Source organism: Bradyrhizobium sp. 21 (assembly GCF_023073335.1).
In the GTDB taxonomy this organism is placed as follows: Bacteria; Pseudomonadota; Alphaproteobacteria; order Rhizobiales; family Xanthobacteraceae; genus Bradyrhizobium.
In genome coordinates this window covers 88,506-104,582 of sequence record NZ_JADPJG010000008.1, presented here as the reverse complement: position 1 = coordinate 104,582, position 16,077 = coordinate 88,506, and the positions used below count along the sequence as shown (strand labels likewise).

At 62.9% G+C, this 16,077-nt stretch carries 15 protein-coding genes; 8 read left to right on the top strand and 7 right to left on the bottom strand.

All coding sequences use genetic code 11. The features are described from left to right. The 4 genes from ugpC to IVB31_RS12345 all read right to left on the bottom strand — a co-directional run. Window positions 1-711 (bottom strand): sn-glycerol-3-phosphate ABC transporter ATP-binding protein UgpC (gene ugpC / locus IVB31_RS12360; RefSeq protein ID WP_247322342.1); only part of this gene is annotated, 711 nt, incomplete at its 3' end. Window positions 712-731: 20 nt separating this feature from the next. Further along, window positions 732-1,643: a carbohydrate ABC transporter permease gene (locus IVB31_RS12355; RefSeq protein WP_247322341.1), complete on the bottom strand. Its 912-nt coding sequence runs from the start codon at window positions 1,641-1,643 to the stop codon at window positions 732-734. Next, a complete protein-coding gene (locus tag IVB31_RS12350) occupies window positions 1,643-2,584 on the bottom strand; it encodes a sugar ABC transporter permease (RefSeq protein WP_247322340.1) in 942 nt (313 codons plus the stop codon). The genes IVB31_RS12355 and IVB31_RS12350 overlap by 1 nt, the downstream gene beginning before the upstream one ends. A 135-nt stretch (window positions 2,585-2,719) precedes the next feature. Further along, window positions 2,720-4,060 (bottom strand): extracellular solute-binding protein, encoded by a 1,341-nt coding sequence (locus IVB31_RS12345; protein WP_247322339.1) that lies wholly within the window; start codon window positions 4,058-4,060, stop codon window positions 2,720-2,722. Window positions 4,061-4,522: 462 nt separating this feature from the next. Here IVB31_RS12345 and IVB31_RS12340 point away from each other — a divergent pair, with 462 nt between their 5' ends. Next, window positions 4,523-5,317, top strand: a complete 795-nt coding sequence (locus IVB31_RS12340; protein WP_247322338.1) for a Spy/CpxP family protein refolding chaperone — start codon at window positions 4,523-4,525, stop codon at window positions 5,315-5,317. 129 nt (window positions 5,318-5,446) lie between these two features. After that, on the top strand, window positions 5,447-5,824 hold the full coding sequence (locus tag IVB31_RS12335; protein ID WP_247322337.1) for a response regulator: 378 nt from the start codon (window positions 5,447-5,449) through the stop codon (window positions 5,822-5,824). Between the two features lie 81 nt (window positions 5,825-5,905). Here the strand turns inward: IVB31_RS12335 and IVB31_RS12330 are convergent, their stop codons facing one another. From IVB31_RS12330 to glk, 3 genes are all read right to left on the bottom strand, one after another. Beyond that, a complete protein-coding gene (locus tag IVB31_RS12330) occupies window positions 5,906-6,061 on the bottom strand; it encodes a hypothetical protein (RefSeq protein WP_247322336.1) in 156 nt (51 codons plus the stop codon). Between the two features lie 143 nt (window positions 6,062-6,204). Continuing rightward, complete coding sequence (locus IVB31_RS12325) at window positions 6,205-6,408, bottom strand: hypothetical protein (protein ID WP_247322335.1); 204 nt, start codon at window positions 6,406-6,408, stop codon at window positions 6,205-6,207. Between the two features lie 144 nt (window positions 6,409-6,552). Continuing rightward, window positions 6,553-7,524: a glucokinase gene (gene glk, locus IVB31_RS12320; protein ID WP_247322333.1), complete on the bottom strand. Its 972-nt coding sequence runs from the start codon at window positions 7,522-7,524 to the stop codon at window positions 6,553-6,555. A gap of 238 nt (window positions 7,525-7,762) precedes the next feature. Here glk and pncA point away from each other — a divergent pair, with 238 nt between their 5' ends. The 6 genes from pncA to IVB31_RS12290 all read left to right on the top strand — a co-directional run bounded on the left by pncA (window position 7,763) and on the right by IVB31_RS12290 (window position 16,075). Continuing rightward, on the top strand, window positions 7,763-8,401 hold the full coding sequence (gene pncA, locus IVB31_RS12315) for a bifunctional nicotinamidase/pyrazinamidase (RefSeq protein WP_247322331.1): 639 nt from the start codon (window positions 7,763-7,765) through the stop codon (window positions 8,399-8,401). Window positions 8,402-8,417: 16 nt separating this feature from the next. Then, the gene (locus tag IVB31_RS12310) at window positions 8,418-9,533 is read left to right on the top strand and encodes an alpha/beta fold hydrolase (RefSeq protein ID WP_247322329.1); all 1,116 of its coding nucleotides are present in this window, start codon (window positions 8,418-8,420) and stop codon (window positions 9,531-9,533) included. Window positions 9,534-9,679: 146 nt separating this feature from the next. Then, the gene (locus tag IVB31_RS12305; RefSeq protein ID WP_247322327.1) at window positions 9,680-11,713 is read left to right on the top strand and encodes an NAD(+) synthase; all 2,034 of its coding nucleotides are present in this window, start codon (window positions 9,680-9,682) and stop codon (window positions 11,711-11,713) included. Window positions 11,714-11,845: 132 nt separating this feature from the next. Then, window positions 11,846-13,114 (top strand): DUF1236 domain-containing protein, encoded by a 1,269-nt coding sequence (locus tag IVB31_RS12300; RefSeq protein WP_247322324.1) that lies wholly within the window; start codon window positions 11,846-11,848, stop codon window positions 13,112-13,114. 476 nt (window positions 13,115-13,590) lie between these two features. Next, window positions 13,591-14,406, top strand: a complete 816-nt coding sequence (locus IVB31_RS12295) for a sugar phosphate isomerase/epimerase family protein (protein ID WP_247322322.1) — start codon at window positions 13,591-13,593, stop codon at window positions 14,404-14,406. A 31-nt stretch (window positions 14,407-14,437) separates the two neighbouring features. Further along, window positions 14,438-16,075 (top strand): ABC transporter substrate-binding protein, encoded by a 1,638-nt coding sequence (locus IVB31_RS12290; RefSeq protein ID WP_247322320.1) that lies wholly within the window; start codon window positions 14,438-14,440, stop codon window positions 16,073-16,075. Window positions 16,076-16,077: the final 2 nt, after the last annotated feature.

The following is a 16,077-nucleotide window of genomic DNA, read 5'->3' as shown; positions in this document are numbered from 1 at the left end:
GGGGGAGCCGATGAAGCCCGCGACGAAGCGCGTCGCCGGCTTGTGGTAGAGCTCGTTCGGCGTGCCGATCTGCTCGATGCGGCCCTTGTTCATCACCACCACGCGATCGGCCAGCGTCATCGCCTCGACCTGGTCGTGAGTGACGTAGACGGTCGTGGTGCGCACCTTCTGGTGCACCTTCTTGATCTCGATGCGCATCTGCACGCGCAGCTTGGCGTCGAGATTGGACAGCGGCTCGTCGAACAGGAAGACCTTTGGATTGCGCACGATGGCGCGCCCCATGGCGACGCGCTGGCGCTGGCCGCCGGAGAGCTGTTTCGGCTTGCGATTGATCAAATCGGTGATGTCGAGGAGGCGGGCCGCTTCCGTCACCCGCGCATTGATCTCGGCCTTGGGAAAGTGCTTCAGGCGCAGCCCGAACGACATGTTCTCCGCGACCGTCATGTGCGGGTAGAGCGCGTAATTCTGGAACACCATGGCGATGTCGCGGTCCTTCGGCGGCACGTCGTTGACGACATCGCCACCGATCATGATGTCGCCGTCGGTGATGTCCTCCAGACCTGCGATCATGCGCAGCGTCGTCGACTTGCCGCAGCCGGAGGGGCCGACCAGCACGATGAACTCATGGTCGGAGATGTCGAGATCGATACCGCGTACCGCCTCGACATCGTCGTAACGCTTGATCACCTTGCGCAGGGTAACGTCAGCCATGAAACTTCAACCTCTCCAGATCAGCCCTTTGTCGCGCCGGCGGTCAGGCCGGCAATGTAATAGTCCATCAGGAAGGCATAGATCACGAGCGGCGGCGCCGCGCCGAGCAGCGCGCCGGTCATGATCTGACCCCAGTTGAAGACGTCGCCCTTGATCAGCGTGGTGGTGATGCCGACGGGAAGCACGAGCTGATCGATGGATGTCGTGAACACCAGCGGATAGAGGAACTGCGCCCAGGACACCGTAAAGGCGAAGATGGTTGCCGCGATCAGTCCGGGCAGGGCGACCGGGATGAAGATCCGCGTCAGCGTCTGGAGCCAGGAGGCGCCGTCGATCAGGGCAGCCTCGTCCAGCTCCTTCGGAATCGAGGCGAAATAGCCGATCATGATCCAGGTGCAGAACGGCACGGTCAGCGTCGGATAGATGAAGACAAGCACGTACCAGCGGTTGAGAAGGGTGATGCCGGTAACGTCCTGGACCACCGCGAGCATCTTGAACAAGGGAATGAACAGGAGGCTGTCCGGGATCAAGTAGGTGAGAAAGACGCCGGTCGCGAGCGTCGCCGAGCCCCAGAACTTCATCCGCGCCAATGCAAATGCCGCCGGAATGCTGATCAGCATCGTCACGATCACGACCACGATCGAGATCATCGACGAATTCCAGAAGAACCGCAGAAACTGGTTGGAGGTCAATAGCTCGACATAGTTGGACAGCGTCGGATGAAAGACCCACCACGGATTGGTTGCGGCCGAAATCTCCGCGCTGCTCTTGAGCGACGTGATCACCATGTAAATCGGCGGCACCAGGAAGAAGATCGCAAACAGCACCAGGAAGAAGTAGGACCAGCGCAGTGCCCAGGTGCGGTCGCGGCTCATGCTGCGAAGCTTGACCTTGCGGCTGGGTCCGGCCTTGTCGATTGCGAGCGTGCTCATCAGGCTTCGTTCCCACGTTTGTTGACATCGCGCAGGATGAAGATCGCCGCGACGGCCAGGATCGGCACCATGAACAGCGAGACGCAGGCGCCGAGCGGAATGTCGCTGCTCTGGATGCCGACCTGGAACGCCCAGGTGGCGAACAGATGCGTCGTATCCAGCGGCCCGCCCGAGGTCAGGATGCGCACGATGTCGAAATTGGCGAAGGTGACGATCAGCGAGAACAGCGTGGTGATGGCGATGATGTTGCGCATCATCGGCAAGGTGATGTGCCAGATCTTCTGCCACCAATTGGCGCCGTCGATCGAAGCGGCTTCATAGAGCTGGTCAGGCACGGATTTCAGCGCGGCCAGATACATGATCAGGAAGAATGGCGCGCCGTACCAGACGTTGACGAGGATGACTGAGAAGCGCGCCCAGAAGGTGTCACCGAGCCAGGGGATCGGACCGACGCCGAAGAACGAGAGCGTATAGTTGAAGGCGCTGTAGGAGGGATCGAACAGCCACAGCCAGGCCAGCGTGCTCATTGCCGGCGGAATCACCCAGGGCACCAGCAGCATGCCGCGCCATTTGCGTTGCTTTTTGCCCGGAATGTTGTGGACGAAATGCGCGACGATGAAGCCGATCAGCGCCTTGAAGAACACGGCAGTGATCGCAAAAATGCATGACTGCCTCACCACCATCCAGAACGTCTCGCGCTTGAACAGGAAGGTGAAATTGCTGAAGCCGACGAATTTCGTCATCGCCTTGTTCAGCGTCGCCAAATAGACCGAATAAAAGGCGGGATAGAGCACGAGCAGGGCGATCAGGAGGATCAACGGCAGCGTCAGGAAGAACGCCACGGTTGATTTCCGCCCCAGCATATTGCGCAGGCTCGCACGTTTTCCGCGCGCGCTCACGGAACGAGCGAGGCGACCATGCTCAACGACGACATCGGCCATGGGTCAAGCTTTCTTAGGACGGGTTCAATGAAAGGCCGGCCGCATCGATCGTCCTCAATCGGAGGGGGACGGCGAGAGACGGAATGTCCCCGCGGTTCACGCGCGAAGCGTGAACCGCCTGGCACACATCCGGCATCAACTCCGCATGAACCCTTCACACTCGTTTTCAGCCCAAGCGAGCGCGGTATCCAGCTTCTCGCCCTTCGCATAACGCAGCGCGAGCTTGGTCAGCGTCGCCTGGAAGTAGATCTGTTGTGCAATCTTGGGCGGTGCAGGTGAGGCCGCGATCGAAAGCGTCTGACGGTGGTGCGGATCTGGATACTGGTAGAGCGTGCCTTTCGGCGGCCCTTCCTCTGCCCAGGTCTTCAGATTCGTCATGTTCGCATAGGCCGGGAGATCGTAGCCGCCACTGGCTGCCACGAACTTCTCGATCGCGGATGGCTGCGACAGGTGCGTAAGCAGGCTCTTGGCGGCTTCCTTGTTCTTGCCAAAGCTCCAGACGCCCCAGAAGTACGGCAAAAATGGCGCGTAGCGGCCTTTCGGACCCGCCGGCATGCCGTGCGTCCAGCACTGTTCGGCAATTTGTGGTGCATCGCGCTTGGCGACCGCCCAGGCGCTCGGCGGATTCAGGATCATCGCGCCACGACCAGAGATCAGCCATTTGTTGTTGGACGCGTCGTCCCAGGAGGGCGCGTCCGTCGGAAGCACGGCGATCAGCCTCTTGTAGTATTCGAGGGCCTCGCGAACCGCGTCGGTCTTCACGGTAATGTCGCCCTTGGCATTGACGAGCTCGGCGCCGTACGATTGGAAGATCGCGCCGGCCGTGTCGACGCTGTCGGTGGTCTCGCCGAGGCCGATCCCGAACGGGACGCCGGCCTTGTGACAGGCTTCGGCGGCCTTGAGAAAGGTCTCCATCGTCCAATTCTCATCCTTCGGCACGCTGCCGGCCGGATACATCTCCTGCACGTCGATGCCCGCGTGCTTCTTCATCAGATCGATGCGGGAGCAGGGGCCCTTGATCTGGCTTCCCGGCGTCGCTGGCACCGCCAGCCATTTGCCGCCCGACTGCCCGAGATATTTGACGGTGCCGTTCACCTCGCCGTTCTGCTTGATGAGCGGCTCCATGACGTCGTTGAGCGGCTCGAGGTTCTCGGAATAGGCGTGCGGCCACCAGCTCGGCATCTGGAGAATGTCGTGACCGGACTTGGCCTGGGCTTCGGCCGCTGCAGTCAATTCGATCTTCTTGTTGTTGCTGGTGATGTAGTCGATCGAGACTTCGACCTTCTCCTTCTCGCCCCATTCCTTGACGAGGGCGGTGGAGGCATCGTTGGCGCCGGGTACCCAATGGTCCCAGAAGCCGATCGAGAGCTTGCCGGCGGCGTAAGCGCCCCGGACATAGGGCGCCGTGATCAGCGCCGCGGAGGACATTGCAGTGGCAGCCACAAATTGACGTCGCGTCAGTGCCTTGCGTGACATCTCGTTTCCTCGCCTGGGTGTTTTATTGTTCTGGTGTTTCCTCTGAACTCTTCCGAGTTTTGCTTTTAAGTTTCTTGTTGCGAGTTTCTTGTTGAACGCTTTTCGCAAATTGGTAGCGCGATCACATCATGATTGACTGCGTCTGTCGAGAACATCGATCGGCTCGCATCTAGAACTAACGTTGTGTCCGGAAAGGTTGCATTGCCTGCTGGGTCGCGCGCCGGCCGTGAACGGCGGCCGGTCGTTTTGCGACGCACACTTTGCGCCGGCCCGCCAGAGCGACACGTGCGCAATTACGCCGCAGTTTCCAATGAGCCTGTATAAACGCCTCGCGCCAAACGCTTTTCGGGCGTGGATAGCAATTGTCAGCGCCTAGACCTCGAAGCGGTGAAAACGATAGAGTTGCAACTGACGGGTGGCTTCCACCCCCACAGGCCAATCAGATCGACCATGGAGACCAGAATGATCAACCCGGCGCCGCCCGCGCGGCTTTACCTGCGACGATGGTTCGCGCTGGGGGCCGTTGTCGTGTTGCTGCTCGGCGCAGCCGCGGTGGCGAATGCTCAAGGTCTGGTCAAGGGCGTTCAGGAAGGAGCGGCGGCCGGGAACAAGGCGGCAGGTCCGGTCGGCGGCGTGCTCGGCGGCGCGATCGGCGGTGTGGTCGGCGTCTTCACTGGCGTGCTCGGCGTTGGCAACAATGGCAATCAGCCGCCGGCCGCCAAGGACGCAAGCAAGGATGCAAGCAAGGACGCCAAGCAGCAGGGCGCCGGCAAGGACAAGGATTCCAAGAGCGCCAAGGAGAATGCCAAGGCGGGCAAGGGCGCCAAGGCGACCAAGGAGGCGAAGAACGCGCCTCAGGACAAGGATGTCACGGTCCTCACCCAGACGGGCGCGCCGCAGCTGACAGCCGACCAGATCGTCACCAACAGCGATTCCTATATCGAGCGGATCAAGACCGAACTGAATCTCACGCCCGATCAGGAGAAGCACTGGTACGGCTTCTCTAGCGCCATGCACTACCTCGGGCATAATGGCGCGGAGCGGCTCAACCTGCGGGTTGCGCGCGCCAAGCGGGATCCACCCGACGACATCGTCGAGCAGATGCGCAACGAGGCGCAGTTCCTGATCGACCGCGCCGCCGACCAGCGCAATGTCGCCGACGCCGCCGAGCCGCTCTATTCGAGCCTTGATGACAAGCAGAAGCAGGTCTTCATCCAGGAGATGGTGCGCCTCAGCCACGAACGAGGCCTGGATTGATCAAGAGGACTGGATTGATCAAGTTGAATCGGATCGGGCGCGTCTGAATTAACGGCAGCCGCCACGAATACGTGAATCCTCACCGCAACTCGGTTATGATTAGCTTCATAAGCTGATTGCGGGGTTGGTATGGCGGACGGACTCTCCGTTTTCCTGGTCGAAGACGAGGCACTGATCCGGATGATGGTCGCTGACATGGTGGTGGAACTTGGCCACCACGTCATCGCGGAAGCGGACAACGTGCGGGACGCCAGCGCATTTGCGATGACCGCGCAGTACGATATGGCGATCCTCGACATCAATCTGAAGGGTGTTTACGTCGATCCTGTCGCCGACCTCATCGAGCGCCGCGGGAAGCCGTTTCTGTTTGCCACGGGCTACGGGCCGGAGCTGCTGCCTTCCTTGCTCCGGCGCCGGCCGATCCTGCGCAAGCCGATTTCGATCGATCAGCTCAAGGCGATGATCGATTCGATGTTTCCGGACGCGGCGGCGAAGACGCCGCACTGAGCGAAGGCGGCGCGCTGAGATCGTCAACGAAAATAGCCGCCCATCAGGGGCGGCCATTTTGCGACGGAATTCGTCGCGGTCTCACATCAGTCCGGCACTGAGATCGATGCCATGCGCCATCAGGCCGAACGAGGCGACCAAGCCTGTGCAGCAGAACAGCAAGATGGTCTTGAACGCAGAATCGGCAATACGCGTTTCGACAGCGGCCGGCGTTGCGGCGAGCGAAATCATGCTCATGTTCATTCCCCCCTTTGTTGCCCCTGAATTGCATCAGGTGAGGGAACCCTAGAGCCAAAAGTTTGACGCGAGCTTTCGAGGGATCGTTAACGAAATCGCAATCGGTTCCCCGGTTTTCGCACGCCGTAACGGGACCACGAACCTCAGTTGCGTCCGTTCTTCAGCACCGTGGCGATGGTATGGGCTGTCATGGCCGCGCGGTCCGAAGCCCGCTGGGCGGCGAGCCGGTCGCGCGCCTTTTCCTCGATCAACAGCTCGATCAGGGCCTGTCGCTTGTCGTCGTCGTCCGCCTCGATCAGCAGGCGGTGATAGCGGTGATAGTCGAAACCCAGATCTTGTTTACGCATGTCACGCCCCCACAACTACGCCACACACAGGGCAGGATTGTTTCTCATCCGAAACATGCACGCAAGCACGATCCCGCATGGAACCGCGCGTGCGGTGCAATCAGCTGTGCATGACTGGAACTCGCGTGGAGGGAGGATTTGCGCTTAGGGCTGATTGTGCTCGGCAAACATCTTCAGGCCGACGAAACTCGCATCAGGTTTCGTGACCAGCCGGGTCGGGATGTTGCGCAGATAGTCCTGGAAGCGTCCCTTGGCCTCGAAGCGCGCCCGGAAGGCTGAGGCTGCAAGGAAGTCCGGGAAGCGCGGCACGATTCCGCCGGCGATATAGACGCCGCCACGGGCGCCGAAGGTCACTGCGAGATTGCCGGCGACCGAACCGAGGATGGCGCAAAACATCTCCAGCGTCGCGCGGCTGAGTTCGCAACTGCCCTCCAGGGCCGCCTTGGTAATGGCGGCAGCATCGCGATGCGGCACCTGGGCGGCATCGACCTCGGCCAGCGCCTCGTAAAGGCTTTGCAGGCCGGAACCGGACAGCGCACCGCGCTCGATGGAGACGTGGCCGAGACGCTTGCGCAGACACGCGATCACGCGTTCCTCGTGCTCGGTCTCCGCCGGCAGGGTCGCGTGTCCGGCTTCCGTGACGACAGCCAGCCGGGCACCATGCCGCTCGACCAGACAGGAGACGCCAAAGCCGGTTCCAGGCCCGACCACCAGCAGCGGCTCTCCGGGAAGGCCATCTTGTCCGCCGAGCGGGATCAGGTCGGCGGGCTGCAGGGCGGGCAGAGACCAGGCCACCACCTCGAAATCGTTGAGGACATGAACGCTGTCGAAGCCGAGGTCCGGCTGGAGCTCGTTGCCGTCGATGACCCACGGGCTGTTGGTCATGACGCAGCGATTGTTGGTCACCGGACCCGCCACGGCCAGCACCGCCCTTTGGGGCGGTTTGCCGCCGGACCGCCGCGCGAGAACATCGACGATGGCTTCCCGGACGGTCGGGAAGTCAGCCACCTTCACATAGTCGATCGGAGCGGTCTGATCGCCCTGGCTGAGCGCGAAGCGCGCATTGGTGCCGCCGATATCGGCGAGAAGAATCTGTCCTGTCTTGCCGATGCTCATGTCCATATGGCTGCCGCAGCCTCGGCTGCGGTAACCGCTTCCTCCGCTCTATCCGATCGCAAGGTGCGAACAGCTTCAGAATCCGTCCCCGCGTGGATCTAGTCAACACACACGAGGCCAAACCGTTGCATCTTAGGAATGACGGGGGCATCGCCGCGCGTTGTCGGTGGTTGCGAAGCAGCGCGAGAAGATCGACATTGGAGTGAGCGTTCGGCGCCAGTCGCGCGGGACGGCTGGAATGGATATCGCGATGAAGATTTCCGACCGCGACGTGCTGCTGGTCATCGACGTCCAGAACGATTTTTGCACCGGTGGGGCGCTCCCCGTTCCCGGCGGCGAGAAGGTCGTGCCCGCCATCAATCGAATCGCCCAAAAATTCGCCAATGTGGTTCTGACCCAGGACTGGCATCCCCGGGATCATGTCTCCTTTGCCCCGAACCACGCCGGCAAACAGCCGTTCCAGAGCATCGCGCTCGACTATGGCGCCCAGGTGCTCTGGCCCAGCCATTGCGTGCAGGGCACGGCGGGCGCCGAATTTCATCGCGACCTCGACGTCGTCAGCGCAAGCCTGGTGGTGCGGAAGGGGTTTCGGCGCGGCATCGATTCCTATTCGGCGCTGTTCGAGAACGACAAGAAAACGCCGACCGGCCTGCTCGGATATTTGCGCGAGCGCGAGTTGAAGACCGTGTTCGTCGCGGGGCTCGCGCTCGACTTCTGCGTCCGCTTCTCGGCGGAGGATGCCAGCGAGGCCGGGTTCGATGTTGCCGTCGTCGAGGACGCCTGCCGCGGGATCGATCTCGACGGCTCGGTGGCCGCCACCCATCAGAGTTTTCGGGAGCGCGGCATTTCCGTCGTCAGCCTCGAGGCGTTCCTGTGAGGATCGTGAGATAGAAATGGCGGAGAAGACCGGCAAACAGTGGCGCACACCGGGGCCGGCCCCGGATGACCCGCTGCTGTGGCCGTTCGCAGCGGCTCGGCTTGCCATGGACGCCTGTTTCTGGTGGTTGGAACGCGGTCCGCCGGGGCTGGACGACAGCTGCCTGGCCTGGAACACGCCCAACAGAGTGGCGCTGGAGCTTGCGACCATGCGCCTGCGCGATTGCACGCGGACGAAATCCGGCCGGCCGGCGCTGGTCTGCGCGCCCTATGCGCTGCATCGGGCCCTGATCGCCGACTTCGCCCCCGGCCACAGCGTGGTGCAGTCCCTGCAAAATGGCGGCATCGACCGGATCTATCTCACCGACTGGCGCTCGGCCACGCCTCACATGCGCTATCTGTCGATCGACAGCTATCTCGGCGATCTCAACGTCGCCATCGACGAGATCGGCGCGCCCGTCGATCTCGTCGGCCTGTGCCAGGGCGGCTGGCTGTCGCTGCTCTATGCGGCGCGCTATCCGGCCAAGGTGCGCCGGCTGGTCCTGGTCGGCGCACCGGTCGACCTCTCGATCGAGTCCTCGCTCTCCGAGCTTGTCCGCAACACGCCAGCGACTGTCTATGACCAGCTTGTCTCGCGCGGAGGCGGCAATGTCAGCGGCGAGGAAATGCTGCGTGTCTGGTCGAAGGCGCCGAGCCGCGACGACATCGCGACGGCGTTACAGACGGATCTTTCGGATGACGAGGGCGCAGCGCTGCTCGCGCGGTTCGAGCGCTGGAATTCAGAAACGCTCAATCTGCCCGGCGCCTATTACCTGGAGATCGTCAACGGGATATTCCGGGAGAACCGGATCGCGAGCGGCCAATTCACGGCACTTGGCCGCGCGATTGATCTGAAGGACGTCAAGGTGCCGCTCTTCCTGCTGGCCGGGCTCGATGACGACGTCGTGCCGGCCGCGCAGGCGCTCGCCACTGCGGGTCTCGTCGGCACGCCGCCGGCCTTCATTACGGCGGCTTCCGTGCCAAGCAACCATCTCGGTCTGTTCATGGGCGCGCGAACCCACGCCCATGCCTGGCCGCGGATCGCGGAGTGGCTGCGCGGCAATCTGTCCGGCATGCTGGCCCGCAGCGCCTAACTTCGCTGGGCACCGGGCGCGCGAACATGCAAATCCGTTATGCATGAGGGCGGATGGCCTGCACGGGGCCGGCTCGATGGGCTACATAGGGTGCAAAGCTGACGGCCGCGGTGGGCCGCAGAGAGATTTCAAAGGTACTGCGCTCGATGAGTTTTCACTCGATCTATGCCCACGGATTTGCGCGCGTGGCGGCCTGCGTCACCACTTCGCATGTGGCGGATCCCTCGGCCAACGCAAAGGCCATCATGGCGGCCGCTAAGGACTGCCACGATCAGTCGGTGGCGGTTGCCGTGTTTCCCGAGCTATGCCTGTCAGGCTATGCGATCGAAGACCTCGTCAAGCAGGACCCGTTGCTCGATGCGGTCGAGCGCGGACTTGCCGCGATCGTCGAGGCCACCTCGGCGCTGATGCCCGTGCTGATTGTCGGCGCACCGCTGCGCTTTGGCCATCGTATCTACAATTGCGCCGTCGTCATTCATCGCGGCAACGTGCTTGGCGTGGTACCCAAAAGCTACCTTCCGACCTATCGCGAATTCTACGAGGGCCGGCATTTCGCCTCGGGCACCGGCATCGCCGGGGAAACGATCGCCTTCGGCGGGCTGCATGCACCGTTCGGTGTCGACCTGCTGTTCGCGGCCGAGGACGTTCCGGGCCTGACGATTGGAGTCGAGATCTGCGAGGACATGTGGATCCCGGTCACGCCAGCTTCCGAACTTGCGCTGGCCGGCGCCAGCGTTCTCATCAATCTCTCGGGCAGCCCGATCACGATCGGCCGCGCGCGCTCGCGCGCGCTGCTGTGCCAGTCGACCTCGGCGCGCTGCCTCGCGGCTTACGTCTATTCCGCTGCAGGCGCGGGGGAATCGACCACCGATCTGGCCTGGGACGGCCAGACCTCGATCTACGAGAACGGCGTGCTGCTGGCGGAGGGCGAGCGGTTCCGCCAGGGCGGCCAGATCACGTATGCCGACGTCGATCTCGACCTACTCCGGCAGGAACGTGCCTTGATGGGCACGTTCGACGATAACCGCCGGCAGCGCGAGGGCTTCTACCGCAGAATCAGCTTCGCCTTGAAGCCGCCAGCCGCCGATATCGGCTTCCTGCGCAAGATCGAGCGTTTTCCGTTCGTGCCGAGCGACGAGAGCCTGCTCGAGCAGGACTGCTACGAGGCCTACAACATTCAGGTCGCGGGCCTCGTGCAGCGCATGCGCGCCACCGGCACCAAGCGGGTCGTGATCGGCGTGTCCGGTGGGCTCGATTCCACCCACGCCCTGATCGTCGCCGCCAAGGCGGTCGACCTGCTCGGTCTGCCGCGTGAAAACATCCTCGCCTACACCATGCCGGGCTTTGCCACCGGGAGCGAGAGCAAGACCAATGCGCTGGCACTGATGACGGCGTTGCAGACGAATTGGCAGGAACTCGACATTCGCACCACGGCGACGCAGATGCTGAAGGACATCGGCCATCCCTTCGGCAAGGGCGAGAAGGTCTACGACGTCACCTTCGAGAACGTGCAGGCGGGCCTGCGCACGGATTACCTGTTCCGGCTCGCCAACCATCACGGCGGCATGGTCATCGGCACCGGCGATCTCTCGGAGCTCGCGCTGGGCTGGTGCACCTATGGCGTCGGCGACCAGATGGCGCACTATAACGTCAACGCCGGGGTGCCGAAGACTCTGATCCAGCATCTGATCCGCTGGGTGATCGCCTCGAAGCAATTCAGCGACGACGTCAACGGGACGCTAGCCTCGATCCTGTCGGCCGAGATCTCGCCCGAGCTGGTTCCGGTCCAGCCCGGAGAGAAGCCGCAGAGCACGGAAGCCTCCGTCGGTCCGTACGAGCTGCAGGATTTCAACCTGTTCTACACGCTGCGGTTCGGCATGCGGCCGTCCAAGATTGCCTTCATGGCGCTCCAGGCCTGGAAGGATGTCGCCGGCGGCGAGTGGCCGCCGGCGTTTCCGAATGATCGGCGCAAGGCCTATGATCTCAAGGAGATCCGCCACTGGCTGGAGGTGTTCCTGCGCCGCTTCTTCGCCTTCAGCCAGTTCAAGCGCTCGGCCATGCCGAACGGGCCGAAGGTCTCAGCCGGCGGCTCGCTGTCGCCGCGTGGCGACTGGCGCGCGCCGTCGGATTCGAGCGCGGCGGCGTGGCTTGAAGATCTCGAACGCAATGTGCCGAACTGATCGGTCAGGCCGATAGCGAATATCGGTGGTCCTCCCGAAGCGCCGAGCGCTCGCCTCCTCGTTCCCGCACAGGAACCTTCGCCCTTTAAGCACGTTCGCGTCTGTCGTTGCGAATTGGCGAGGAGAGGGACCATGCGTAAGCACTTGATGTTATCGACTGCAGCTATCGGACTGATGCTCGCGTCCGGTTTGGCCTATGCCCAGGCGCCGGGCGAGCGGAGAGATGAGCCGAAGCGAACAGAGGAACCGGCGAAAGGCGCCGCGCCGCAGCACGGTGGATCGGTTCAGGAGCGCGCGCAGGGCGCCCAGGAGAAGCTGCAGGGAGCCGGCCGCGAGGAGAAGGGCGGCGCTGCCAAGCATGAAGCCAATGACGAGAAGAGACAGCCGGCGGCGGCTGCCGAGCACGATCAGCCGAAGGCGAAGGAACAGGCCCAAGAATCCCGCGAGCCCGCGCGCGATCGCAACCGGGAAGCCGACACCGCGAAGCAAGGTCACGAAAGCGGCAAGAGCAGCGCGGAGACCAAGCAGGAAAAGCAGGACAAGTCCGCGCCGCAGAAATCGACGGCCGAGTCCGAAAAATCCAAGACCGGCCCGGCTGGCCAGCACAACGAGCGCACGGGAGCCACCGCGAACCAGAACGACCGCAACCAGAACCAGCCTCCGCACAACGCAGCGGAGCAGCAGCCGCCGGCGCAACAGGGTAACCGGCCGGCAACGGCGACCGACACCAACCGGACACCGCCGACCAACAACGCACAGACCGCGCCATCCCAAACGGGCACGCAGACCAATCAGGCCAATCAAACAACCCAGACCAACACGCAGGTCAGTCAGCAGACCCGTGTGAGCTCCGAGAAGCAGGTGCAAATCTCGGAACGCCTGAGCCGTGAGCGCCTGGCGCAGCCGGAGCGCAACCTGAACATTTCGATCCGGGTCGGCGAGGCCATCCCGTCGCACGTGCATCTCTATCGGCTGCCGCCGGAGATCGTCTCGATCGAGCCCGAATATCGGGACTACGAGTATTTCGCCACAGATGACGACGTGGTCATTGTGGAGCCGCGGACGCATCGCATCGTCAGTCAGGTGCCCCGCGATCCGTCGCGAGCCCGTGCGCAAATGGGCGGTGGTACCTCGTCGAGCATGGCCGCCGCCGGCGGCAGCAACGCGAGCAACAATGTGAATTGCCGCATCATGCGGCGTGACGCCTCGGGTAACGTGGTCGAAGCAGAACCATCGACCGTCGGCTCGAGCGCCCGCAGCGATTCGCTGACCGTGACTGTTCAGTTACCCGGCGGCGGCTCGTCCGCACCGGTTTCCCTTGGCGCCAACGCTGGCGACATCGTGGTCGCAACGCAAGGGCAGGGTGATTGCACGATCACGCTCGAGCCGCAGACGCGCTAGGCGCCCGTGTCGGCATAACGACGCCAAAACGACTTCGCGCCGCACGGCTGATCAAGCCGGCGGCGCGAAATCACGTTCAATCTAGAAAGTCCCGAGGTCCGGAGTGCCTAGGAGTCCGGACCTCGTAACCTTGCCCCAGCCTTTGATCCCCCCGCCCCATGTGGTCCCCCAACCCCGTGGTGCGCGATCAGAGGGTGATGCCCTTGGAAGGCCGCCGATCGATGCCCCGCGATGTACGCGACATCAGAATAGGATTCCATTCCGGATCACTACGGATACGAACGTATCGGATGCTGCAGGCATATGCGTTCGTCCGCATTCGGTTCGATCGTACTGCCTGAATTCGATGCACGCGTGATGCACGCGCTCTCGAGATGTCCACATCTCCTCAGCGCTTCGGAACCTGCATTCACCGGCCTGTCATTGAACTGGTCTAGCGCTGCTCCCGTCATCGTTGACGGCCAAGGGAGCAAGCCATGTCGAAGCCGGTGTTGGGTGCCGCACTGTCCATCAGATCAATCCCCACCCACCGCGACTGGCTTCTGGAACGGCAGCGTGATCTCGAAATCCAGGATTTCTTCCGCGCCGACCTGCTCGATAGCGACTGGCGCAGCACGGCCGCCGAGATCAAGCAGATGCTCTCAGGCCATACCGGCCGGCTCGGCATCCACGGCCCGTTCTGGGGTTTCAAGATCGACAGCCATGATCCGATGATCCGCCAGGTCGTGACGAAGCGCCTGCTTCAGGGCCTCGAAGCAGCGGAATTCCTCGGCGCAACGCAGATGGTGATCCATTCGCCGTTCACGACCTGGGACCACAACAATCTCGATCTCTATCCGGACACCCGTGGCAATCTCGTCGAACGCGTCAAGGCGACACTCGCCGAGGTGATCATGCGCGCTGAAACCATCGGCTGCGAGATCGTCATCGAGAACATCGAGGACAAGGATCCACGCGATCGCGTGCGCCTCGCCAAGGCGCTCGAAAGCAGCAAGGTGCGCGTCTCCCTCGACACTGGCCACGCCAATTACGCGCACATCTCCACCGGCGCGCCGCCGGTCGACTACTACGTCGAAACCGCCGGCGACATGCTGACGCACGTCCATCTGCAGGACACCGACGGCTTTGCCGACCGGCACTGGGCCCCGGGCGAGGGCAATATCCCGTGGGTCGCATTGTTCCGCGCGCTGGGCCGGCTGAATTCCAACCCGCGGCTGATCCTCGAACTGCGCAATCACGACGACGTCCGCGCTGGTGCTGCGCATCTCACCGCGCTCGGTCTCGCTGAATAATCGACATCACACAGGGCAGGGGATTATCGTCATGAGCAAGCTTACCCGTCGCAGCATCCTGAAATCCGGCGGCGCTGCTGCCGGCACCTTTTTGCTGCCGCGCTTTGCCATCGGACAGGCCGACAACCGTCCGTCGGTGACGATCGCCGTGCAGAAGGTCACGAACTCCAACGTGCTCGACGTGCTGCGCGAGCAGTCCAATGTTGGCGAGCGCGTGTTCTTCTCCTCGATCTGGGAAGGCCTGATCTCCAAGAACTGGCGTGGCAGCCTCGAGGCCGTCCCGGGGCTTGCGACCGAGTGGCGTCGCATCGACGACCAGACCGTCGAGGTGAAACTGCGCCAGGGCGTGAAGTTCCACAATGGCGACGAACTCACGGCCGAAGACGTCGTCTTCACCTTCAGCCGCGAGCGCATGTTCGGCGAGACCGAGGCCAAGAGCCGCTCCACCATCCAGGCGTTTGAGAAGATCCCGATGCCGAAGCCCGGCAAGGAGCTGCCGCCTGATGTGCCGGCCGTTGCCCGCCGCATCTGGCCGGATCTCGTTCGCGTCGATGCCGTCGACAAGTACACGGTGCGCTTCTACAACGCGACGCCCGACGTCACCATCGAGGGCCGGCTGTCGCGTTATGGCTCCGACATCGCCAACCGCCGCGCCTGGGCCGAATCCGCGAGCTATCTGGATTGGGCGCGCAAGCCTGTTACGACCGGCCCCTACAAGGTCGTCGAGCTCAAGCCCGACGTGTCGCTGACGCTGGAAGCGCATGACGAATATTGGGGAGGTCGGCCGCCGCTCAAGCGCATCCGCTTCCTCGAAGTGCCCGAGGTCGCGAGCCGCATCAACGGGCTGCTGTCGGGTGAATACCAGTTCGCCTGCGACATCCCGCCGGACCAGATCGCCGGCATCGAGAAGAACGCCGCGTTCGAAGTGCAGGGCGGCACCATCCTCAATCACCGCCTGACCGTGTTCGATAAGAACCACGCCCAGCTCGCCAATCCGCTTGTAAGACGCGCCTTCACCCATTCGATCGACCGCCAGGCCATCGTCGACAGTCTGTGGGCCGGCCGCACCCGCGTCCCGAAGGGCCTTCAGTGGGAATTCTATGGCGACATGTTCAATGCCGACTGGAACGTGCCGGCCTATGATCCCAAGGTTGCGCAGGACCTGCTGAAGCAGGCCAACTACAAGGGCGATCCCATTCCCTATCGCCTGCTCAACAATTACTACACCAACCAGGTCGCGACCGCGCAGGTGCTGGTCGAGATGTGGAAGTCGGTCGGGCTCAACGTGCAGATCGAGACCAAGGAGAACTGGTCGCAGATCATGGAGCGGGCACCGACCCGCGCGGTGCGCGACTGGTCGAACTCTGCGGCCTTCAACGATCCGGTCTCGTCGCTGGTGGCCCAGCACGGCCCGAATGGCCAGCAGCAGCAGATCGGCGAGTGGAGCAATGCCGAGCTGAACACGCTCTCTGAGTTTCTGGAGACCTCGATCGACCGTGCCGCCCGCAAGAAGGCGTTCCGCCGCATGCTGGAGATCGCCGAGCGCGAAGACCCCGCCTACACGGTGCTGCACCAAAACGCGACCTTCACCGCCAAGCCGAAGTCGATCAAGTGGAAGGCGGCCCCCGCGTTCGCGATGGATTTCCGCGCCGGCAATTTCGAGGCCTGATC

Coding starts and splice junctions, on each gene's coding strand:
- IVB31_RS12355 (WP_247322341.1), bottom strand. CDS start 1,643: ATGAGCACGCTCGCAATCGACAAGGCCGGACCCAGCCGCAAGGTCAAG.
- IVB31_RS12350 (WP_247322340.1), bottom strand. CDS start 2,584: ATGGCCGATGTCGTCGTTGAGCATGGTCGCCTCGCTCGTTCCGTGAGC.
- IVB31_RS12345 (WP_247322339.1), bottom strand. CDS start 4,060: ATGTCACGCAAGGCACTGACGCGACGTCAATTTGTGGCTGCCACTGCA.
- IVB31_RS12340 (WP_247322338.1), top strand. CDS start 4,523: ATGATCAACCCGGCGCCGCCCGCGCGGCTTTACCTGCGACGATGGTTC.
- IVB31_RS12335 (WP_247322337.1), top strand. CDS start 5,447: ATGGCGGACGGACTCTCCGTTTTCCTGGTCGAAGACGAGGCACTGATC.
- IVB31_RS12330 (WP_247322336.1), bottom strand. CDS start 6,061: ATGAGCATGATTTCGCTCGCCGCAACGCCGGCCGCTGTCGAAACGCGT.
- IVB31_RS12325 (WP_247322335.1), bottom strand. CDS start 6,408: ATGCGTAAACAAGATCTGGGTTTCGACTATCACCGCTATCACCGCCTG.
- glk (WP_247322333.1), bottom strand. CDS start 7,524: ATGAGCATCGGCAAGACAGGACAGATTCTTCTCGCCGATATCGGCGGC.
- pncA (WP_247322331.1), top strand. CDS start 7,763: ATGGATATCGCGATGAAGATTTCCGACCGCGACGTGCTGCTGGTCATC.
- IVB31_RS12310 (WP_247322329.1), top strand. CDS start 8,418: ATGGCGGAGAAGACCGGCAAACAGTGGCGCACACCGGGGCCGGCCCCG.
- IVB31_RS12305 (WP_247322327.1), top strand. CDS start 9,680: ATGAGTTTTCACTCGATCTATGCCCACGGATTTGCGCGCGTGGCGGCC.
- IVB31_RS12300 (WP_247322324.1), top strand. CDS start 11,846: ATGCGTAAGCACTTGATGTTATCGACTGCAGCTATCGGACTGATGCTC.
- IVB31_RS12295 (WP_247322322.1), top strand. CDS start 13,591: ATGTCGAAGCCGGTGTTGGGTGCCGCACTGTCCATCAGATCAATCCCC.
- IVB31_RS12290 (WP_247322320.1), top strand. CDS start 14,438: ATGAGCAAGCTTACCCGTCGCAGCATCCTGAAATCCGGCGGCGCTGCT.